Below are 8,580 nucleotides of genomic sequence, written 5' to 3' on the forward strand. Positions count from 1 at the left end.
TATAAACGCATCAATCTGAGGATGGAAAAAATGCTTGCCGACGGTTTATTGAAAGAAATTGAAGACCTTTTGGCGATGGGTTACTCGGATTCGTCTCCGGCATTGAACTGTATGGTATATAAAGAATTCCTTCCGTATTTTAACAGAGCAGCGAAAGTTGAAGAATGTGCAGTTCTGGCAGCTCAGCATCAAAGAAATTATGCCAAAAGACAAATAACCTGGAATCGGAAATATATTTTCAATTTGACAACTGACTCTTCCTCGATTATATTATCTGAAATAATAACAAAGATTGAGGATGGTCTAAAGAAATAAAATGCAAATAGTAGCCAAAGTGTTTGAATTTGAGATTAGTAAGCAGGATTTGGAACGCGAATGTAGCAAGGTTAATATCACAGAAAGAGAAGAATGTCTGGAGAATGCTCTTAAACGGCTGATAGACAGATACCTGCTACTTCATAAAGCAGAAGAGACCGGGATTAAAATCAGCGATGATGAATACGAAAATGCCATCTGGGAGCTTCTGGATGAAGAAAATCCGTTAGGTCTCTGGAGCGATTCCAATACCCAACCTACCCCTCAAAAGATGGAAACCCTTCTGAAAGAGCGGCTGATGATTCACAAATATATCAATAGTGTTTGCCCTCAGGATATTCCTGTCACTAATGCCAAGATTCAAGAATTTTATACTGAGCAAAAGGACTATTTTCTGAAATCAGAACAGGTTCGCTGCTCTCATATTTTAATTAGCAACAAGAGGAAAGATGCAGAAGACATAGCAGCCAATATCCGAAGCCAAATTCATAATGCAGAGGACTTCAGCCATTACTGTAAAATGTATTCCGATTGCCCCAGTAATTCTGCCTGTGGTGATCTGGGTTGGTTTCCCAAAGGCAAAATGATTCCCGAAATCGAGCAAGTTGCTTTTGCTTTGAAGGTAGGGGAAATCAGCCAACCTTTCCAGTCCGGATATGGTTATCATATTTTGATGAAAACGGGAGAAAGCGATAAGGATTATATTTCCTTTGATGACATAAAGGACTATCTTTATGCCCGTTTGCAGCAGATAGAAAGAGAATATCTCTTAATTAGACATTTAAATGAACTACATAAGCAATACGCTTCCCACATCGTGATATATAAAGAAAATCTATGAGAGAAAAGAGTTCAAGGTGCTGGCGTGTTTGGTTCATAGTTAATTTATCAGATGTTTAGCATAACTTAATAAGGATAATAATAAGTAGATGTATAAATAGGAGGATGGAAGTTATATATGCACAAGAGTATAATGATAGCATTGGTGTTAATTTTGGCAGCGAGTTTCTTATTTGCCAGTCAAGAAGTTAAATATGCCGGTTTTTGTTTTAGCGGTGCGTATGCTGATATTGCTAAAAATTATCCCTACTCCCAAAAATTGCTGCAAGAGAGTTCTTCCTCCCAGTCCTATTTGGATAAATTGTTTTATGACTATTTTTCGGCTAATCCGGAACTGGGAAATTTCACTCTGGACATTCCAAATCAAAGCAAGGCAACTCTTTCTCTGGCAATTGCTTTGAACCGCGAAGAAGTTGCTTTTGAATATTATGAAAAACAAACCAAGGCAATTTACAATTTGGGCTGCACGGTCTTTATTATGGATTTTGCGGAGATGACCATTTTGCAGTCCTATCCCATAAATGTCACTTATCTTGATCTTTATGATGGCGAACCAGCTGAGCAGACCATTATGCAAACTCTTAAAAAACTCTACACCGATTATATCCTGAAAAAGCTGGCGGCAAATCAAAAAAACATCTACATTCGTTCTACCGGTTCATTGACCATCAAGATAGCCAATGTGAATTTCAGTGAGGACTGTTTGCCTGTTTTGGGTTCATTTGGTTCCGAACCGGAAATTGAGACATACAAAAGTATTGTAGCTCAGCATTTAACTGAAGCGCTTGCTTTCAAAATGAATTTAACCGTTTTACCTTATTCTCGCAGCAATTTATCGTATAAAATGTCACTTTCCTTTTCCGATGCCAGCATTCAAAATTTCACCATTCCGGCATCCAGTTATGATATAGACCTCAATGTGAAGCGTTTTCTGAAAAAGCTTTACAAAGAAACTGCCGCAGAAAGAGTTGATCTTTATGGTGTAGAATTGGAAATGCGAATTTATGATGCTGAATTTAACCAAGAATATTGGAAGCAAACCATTCAAAATGGAGCTGCCAAACAAATCGCTGCCGGACAAAAAATCGGTAACGAATTCTATAACTATAACGAAATTCTTCTTCTGACGCTATCCGATAAAATTCCTGCTACGCTTAAAGAAGATAAAAATTTAATGAAGGGGATACTAAAAAAATGCGCAAACTACTAACCGTTATTCTGCTTGGCGTTATGATGTTTTTTTCTGTCGCTTATTTGCAAGCGGCAGTGAAAGTAAAAGTAAAAGCCACGGTAGAAACCAAAAAGAACAAACCCAAACCAGAAGAGCTTAAAACCGCTCTCTATAATGCCAAAATTTTGGCTGTTAAAAAATACGCTTCCGAAAAAGACACACGCAGAAGGGAACTTATCAACGAACTGATGCCGGAAATTGAAAAAAATATTGATAGCTACATTCTGGAAGTTAATTACTTAAACGAGGGCTCCTCTACAAACGGCATCTGGGAACAATTACTGGAAGTAACGATTGACGATGTTCAACTGGAAATATTGATCAACCAAAAAATGAAAGATGTAATGGAAACTTCAGAACCCACTTATTTAAGTTTCGTGTATGTGGCGCGTGAGGTCTCAGCCGTGGAAACGCAGAGTCCAACCATTAAAAAAGATATTTCTACCAAGTCCGATGTTTCCGTTTCCGGAAATGTTTCCACTCGCGGAGAAACCCACAGTGATATTTCGGATGACAATCAAATCTCTACCGATAGCAAAGCAGCCGTGAATATGGATAAAAGTGTTTCCCGAGGCGGCTCTTTAGTATATTCTCAATCGGTTGTAAATGCCAGTGAAGGAGTTTCTTACCGCATTTTCAATCCCGGCGAAATTGATACTAAGGTAACGGAAATTTTCAATAAAGCCAATTTTGAAGTAGTCCCCTCTTACGAGGTAGGCATTTTACCGGAAAAATTCGCTTACGATTTTGCTTCCTTAAATGAAATTTCTTCTTCTACGCAAAAAGAGGCAACCGATATTGCTCGCGATGCCGAATTAGATTTTCTGGCTATAGCGATGTTGGATGTTGGCAGAGAAGAAATTGATCCTGTCTCCGGAGGCAGCAAAGTATATGTAAAAGTGAATGGATATATCTTAGACCTGCGCAAGAAATTTGCGGTAAAGGTTTGCAGTGCAGGACCTTATCAGTTTAGCGGTTTGGGCTCCAATCCTTCGGTAGCTAAAACCAATGCCTTAATTGAAGCCGCAACTAAGGCCTCTCAGGATTTGGTTGATCAGCTGCGCGTTAAGCTCGGTAGGTAATAATCAGGTTTATATGAGAATAGCTAAGGTCTTGTTAATTATAGGGGGAGTAATATCCCTGCTCTTTTTACAGACGGCTCTGGAAGCAAAAAAGAAACCTAAAGAAGTGGAAAATAAGCTTTTTCTGGATGATACCCAGCTGGATAATCCGGAATATTATAATCAGTTTCCCTTACTTTCTTTGGAAGCGTTTGCCACTGCTTTGCTTACTCCTAAAACGACCAATTTCAAGATAATTAATAATAACTATACTCTTGCCAGAGCAGATTCCAAAATAGCGGAAGAAATGGTTGCCGTTGCTTTGGGTATGCGTCAGGAATATGTTAAAATTGAAGCAGAAGGTAAATCACTGATTTCTGGTAACTTGGAAGGTAGTGAAGCAGAAATTTCCGAAACGATGAAGCTAAAACTGGAAGATCTAAAAACCAATAAAGCCCAATTAAGTGAAATACAAAAGACCTATTTTTTAAGTGGTTTTATCTATCTTGCCGGTTCCGTTGCGCGCGAAAAGATTGTTTTGGAAAGTGCCAAAATGTTCGTCAATGAAGCCAAAAATGCCCAAGGGATAGCAGCAGTAGTGTATGTTAAGGATTTACCCTATGCCACAAATGTAGTAATTGGGCTTCCGGGTTTGCTTACCAACCAATTGAAGACCATTAGCGAATTTGTAACTATAGCCAAAACCCAAAATATAGATATTCCTCCTGATGTTACGGCAAATTTATTCCAGTAATTTGATGCGTTGGGAACAGGAATCATTAACCGCAGCAGTGATTTTAATCACATTTAATGCTGTTTTTTCATCTTAGAACAGGGAGCGCTAATATGCCAAAAAAGTTTCTTTATATCCTCATTTTACTGATGGTGATAAACTCAGTTCTTTTCGCAGCCAGTAAAAGACCCGAGTGGATTTCAGATCCATATAGTCAATATCCTGCCAGTAACTATTTATGTGCAGTAGGAACTGGCAAAGAGCTTAAAAGTGCTCAAAACGATGCTTTGAAAAACATCGCGGGCTTTTTTGAAACACGGGTTACGGCTGTTACGAAAAGTATGGAAAGTGAAACGACTTCCGCTTCCGGCTCAGAAATAAACAGCTCTATTTCAACCTCGGTAAAAGCAATTTCGGAAGGAACGATAAAGTTTACCGAAATAAAAGAGACATATCAAGATCCTAACACAAACAATTTCTATGCATTAGCCGTCTTGAATAAAAAAGCGTTACTTGCCCTTTATGAAAAAGAAATTGTGGAAAGTGAGGACTTTATTGCCAATTGTCTTTTTAAAGTGGAAGACCCTTTGCTGCGTTTTGCCAAATTGTGTCAGGCAATAGATAAATATTATGCCACGCAAAATGCCTTTGTTTATTATAATGCTTTGGCAGGTGAATCCGGTTCATTTTTACGACCGGCTTGTTCTTTGCAGGAATTGAAAGAAATGCGCTCTGAAGCTGCCCAAGATATTCCTTTTTGCATTATCGTAAAAGGAGATTCTTCAGCATCTCTGGAGGCATCCTTATTAAATGTTTTTAATCAAATGGGATTGAATAATCTGGTGGAAGAAAGTAAAGCGGAATTTAGAATTTATGCCTTGCTTACACCCCAACCACAAAAGACCATCGGGAAACAATTTTATCAACCTTTCAGCTTAAAAATCCATTTCCTGCGAGGTGATAAATTACTTTTTTCCTTTGTTGATAAAACAGAGCAGGGTGGCTCTTCTCCGGAAGAGGCAATTTCCCGCGGGATCAAAGTGCTTGCTAAGAACATTGAAACCAAATTCAATAAGGAATTTACGAACTACCTATCTCAAATGGAATAACACACCTATTTTACTAAAAATCTTGCGGTTTTGGCAGCAGATCAGTGTTTGCCATCCCATTTTTGCCTGCGGCATTAGAGTGACCAAATAAAAAATGGAACTTGACAAAGGGTGGCTGATTAGTAAGATGTAATAAAAATGGCGATGAGAGAAACTAATATGCTTGGACCTTACGAATTAAATGATATATATCAAACCGACTGCATAGAAGGTCTGAAAAAATTACCAGAAAGATCTATAGATCTATGTGTTTCATCTCCGCCTTACGATGGAATAAGAGATTATAATGGCTTTTCACTTGATTTGCATTCTGTAGGCATTGAACTTTATCGAGTTATGAAAGAAGGTGGTATTGCAGTGATGGTTATGCAGGATCAGACCAAGAACTTTGCCAAGAGTTTAACTACTTTTAGGACAGCCATTGACTGGTGTGATAATGCTGGATTTCGTCTTTTTGAAACACTAATTTATAGAAAATACGGCGCTGAAGGTGGCTGGTGGAATACAAGATTCAGAGTTGATCATGAGTTTATGCTGGTTTTTCTGAAAGGGCATCGTCCCCAATATTTTAATAAAGAGCCATTGAAAGTTCCCTCCAAACATGGAGGAAAGACACTTACAGGGGGTGGAACCCGTTTAACAAATGGTATTAGAATAGCTACAAGACCTATTTTAATAAACGAAATGAAATGTAGGGGAACTGTATGGGAATATCTTACGGCGGGTGATGGCTCTCGCTTAAAACATAAACATCCTGCCACTTTTCCCGATAAATTGCCTTATGATTTTATCCAATGTTTTTGTCCCCCTGAAGGTATTGTTTTAGATGTTTTTATGGGTTCTGGAACTACTGCTCTGGCAGCTATTGAATTAAACCGCCAATTTTTGGGTTTTGAAATATCCGAAGAGTATGTTAACTTAGCTAAACAGCGCATTGAAATTGAAGGAAGGAAAGAGGAAGATCAGCTTATGTTTCTATAATAAAATCAATGCAATCCATAAATACACTATTCTTTCTTAAATATATTTTGTGTATCAATAGTATATTCTATTAAAGTAGAACTGGTTTGAGCCATAGATATAGGATTTTCAGCCATAATTTGTTTAAAAGTCCCCACTTGTGCTTTGTTATTCTTTTTAGTAAACTGATATGCCTCAAATCCTGATTGAGTCCATTTGTTACTGTTATAGTTCCACTTTGTCTTAGCTGATAAGTATTTCAAAAAGTTCTCTGCTTTTATCCATGTTTGATAATCAAAACAGTAAGAGAACTTATCTTTTTGTAGTCCATCAATATTACCATTGCGAGTAGAGATTTTAATTTTATCACTATAATCATTTTGCTCAATAACACTAAAGAGTTCTTTTAGGGCTATCATTAACGATGTGATTGTATAACAATCGTTAAAGAAAATTTTATGGAGAGCGGATGTTTCTTGCTCTGCTCCTAAATAGTGTAACCAACTGAGGCAGTTTTCAGGGTAATTGAATAAATTTTTAAAAGTGCCATCCGTAAAAAGGAGAGGGCAGATGCTATCTGTTTCTATTGGTATTTTTATTTTATTATCCAGAATGCCAATTAGTAAATGAATCATTCCTAAAGGATACTTGGTTTTAAAATGGGTTTGACCATAATAACCTCGCAGAAGATTTGGCTGAATGCATTGGCTTAAGTTAGCCCATAGTTCTGGTATTGCTCTTTTAGAATATAAAACTATATGATGACCTGCACTTCTGATATACTCTCGGAAAATCTCCATATCCAAGAAAATACAGTCATTGAGTTCAATTTGTTTATCTTTTATCAGTATTTTACCATCATAATAGCCCACTATATTCCAATTCAAGTAGTTAGACATTAGCAAACCACAAAGTAATCCATCCGAATCAGGACTTAATATGCAATTTTGATCTTCTTCCAGAATCCAGCTGTATTTTTCAATTAGTTCTGGATAATTAAGAGTATCTAAATGACTTTCCATACTTGGCACCTCTTAAAAAATATATTTTGTTGAGTCCCCAATGTTAGTGTAAATACCCACTTCATTGTGTCTCATTTTTTTTATTACATTTCGCTGCGTTCATTTCTTATAATCGATATAGTAATAAACGATAATATTCACGATTTTATCTTATTAGTTCCAGTCAAGTAATTTTTCCTCAAACGCTAATTGGTTACTAAGATAAGTGAAAAAACAAAATGGGAGTTGGGAATTGCTGAAAAAAATTTAGAATAAACTTGACATATACCCGCTATTGGGTTAATTTGTATAATTGAATAAAGAGAAAGTAACCGAGAAAAAATTTGGACCCGAGAAAGGGAGGAAAAATGAAATTACACAAAGTTATGTTACTCTTAGTTCTGGTGGCAGTTATAATTATGATTTCTGCCTGCAGTTCCAACAAAAAAACAGAAGCCACTCCCCAAGGCAAACCCCAGGGAGAAGTAGTTTATAGACCTACCTGGTGGTCAAGCCAACCAGAAAAGGATTTTGTTTGTACTTACGGACAAGCGACCAAGCTTTCCGAAAATGCTTCAATGGATGCTGCCAGAGCCAATGCACTTCAAGAAGCGGCTCAGTATGTAGAAGTTTTAGTAAATAGTATGCTGAAAAATTATGAAGAAGAAGCAGGCGTGAAAGATCCTCAGGTTTTGGCTCTTACTCAAAATGTGGTTAAAGCCGTCTCTTCCGCAAAATTTACGGGTGTGGTAACGGGCAGTATTGAAACCAGAAGAGTTACCGAGCCCGAAGGTATGCGTTATAAGACCTGGATTCAGCTAAAGATACCCAAAGACGAAATCAACAAGAAATTAGCTGAGAGCATTAATAATGAGGAAGCTCTTTACAATCAATTTAAAGCCTCGCAGGCATTTCAGGAACTGGAAAAATCAGTAGAAAAATATTAAAATAGATAAACGGAGGATGCCATAACTTCTTTTCCTTAGCTGAAGATGAACATCCGCACCGTTTCTATTGCAGCCAAATTAGGAAGCTCCCTATTTGTTTAGGTAGCTTCCTAAATATTTTAGGATGGGTTTACGAGGATATCAATCGTTGGCAACTTTTGGGTTCATTTTAGCCGCAATCCTCAAAATCCGCAAGTCCGCATTTTCCCAATTTAGACGGTAAAATCTTCCGCAAAGCAATCCTATAGTCCATATTACCAAATAGTTAGCTAATTTGTTCCAGCAAGCTACTTCACTTCCACTCGTCATCCACCCCACCACAACTCATCCTTAACGACGAGTGAAGGAGGAGAGGAGGAGGAGAGGCATAAGAGAATCAAGTA

General features: G+C 37.5%; 10 protein-coding genes. 8 read left to right on the forward strand and 2 right to left on the reverse strand.

The genetic code is table 11. From position 1 onward, the window contains the following. The 7 genes from ABFC98_02380 to ABFC98_02410 form a co-directional block, all read left to right on the forward strand. Positions 1-315: tRNA dimethylallyltransferase (locus ABFC98_02380; protein MEN6444875.1), on the forward strand; the 315-nt coding region annotated here is incomplete at its 5' end. A gap of 1 nt (position 316) precedes the next feature. Beyond that, on the forward strand, positions 317-1,156 hold the full coding sequence (locus tag ABFC98_02385; GenBank protein ID MEN6444876.1) for a peptidylprolyl isomerase: 840 nt from the start codon (positions 317-319) through the stop codon (positions 1,154-1,156). A gap of 117 nt (positions 1,157-1,273) precedes the next feature. After that, on the forward strand, positions 1,274-2,365 hold the full coding sequence (locus ABFC98_02390; protein MEN6444877.1) for a hypothetical protein: 1,092 nt from the start codon (positions 1,274-1,276) through the stop codon (positions 2,363-2,365). Next, the gene (locus ABFC98_02395) at positions 2,350-3,468 is read left to right on the forward strand and encodes a hypothetical protein (GenBank protein MEN6444878.1); all 1,119 of its coding nucleotides are present in this window, start codon (positions 2,350-2,352) and stop codon (positions 3,466-3,468) included. The genes ABFC98_02390 and ABFC98_02395 overlap by 16 nt, the downstream gene beginning before the upstream one ends. A 13-nt stretch (positions 3,469-3,481) precedes the next feature. Beyond that, entirely contained in the window at positions 3,482-4,201 is a 720-nt protein-coding gene (locus ABFC98_02400; GenBank protein MEN6444879.1) for a hypothetical protein, read from the forward strand. 92 nt (positions 4,202-4,293) lie between these two features. Next, positions 4,294-5,289 (forward strand): LPP20 family lipoprotein, encoded by a 996-nt coding sequence (locus ABFC98_02405; protein MEN6444880.1) that lies wholly within the window; start codon positions 4,294-4,296, stop codon positions 5,287-5,289. Between the two features lie 144 nt (positions 5,290-5,433). Beyond that, positions 5,434-6,270 (forward strand): site-specific DNA-methyltransferase, encoded by an 837-nt coding sequence (locus ABFC98_02410; protein ID MEN6444881.1) that lies wholly within the window; start codon positions 5,434-5,436, stop codon positions 6,268-6,270. 26 nt (positions 6,271-6,296) lie between these two features. Here the strand turns inward: ABFC98_02410 and ABFC98_02415 are convergent, their stop codons facing one another. Continuing rightward, positions 6,297-7,271, reverse strand: coding sequence for a hypothetical protein (locus ABFC98_02415; protein MEN6444882.1), 975 nt, complete (start codon positions 7,269-7,271; stop codon positions 6,297-6,299). A gap of 347 nt (positions 7,272-7,618) precedes the next feature. Between ABFC98_02415 and ABFC98_02420 the strand changes: the two genes are divergently transcribed. After that, entirely contained in the window at positions 7,619-8,197 is a 579-nt protein-coding gene (locus ABFC98_02420; GenBank protein ID MEN6444883.1) for a hypothetical protein, read from the forward strand. Positions 8,198-8,338: 141 nt separating this feature from the next. Here ABFC98_02420 and ABFC98_02425 read toward each other — a convergent pair whose 3' ends face one another. After that, a complete protein-coding gene (locus ABFC98_02425; GenBank protein MEN6444884.1) occupies positions 8,339-8,506 on the reverse strand; it encodes a hypothetical protein in 168 nt (55 codons plus the stop codon). Positions 8,507-8,580 lie beyond the last annotated feature (74 nt).

The sequence above is a fragment of the Candidatus Cloacimonas sp. genome, assembly GCA_039680785.1.
GTDB lineage: Bacteria > Cloacimonadota > Cloacimonadia > Cloacimonadales > Cloacimonadaceae > Cloacimonas.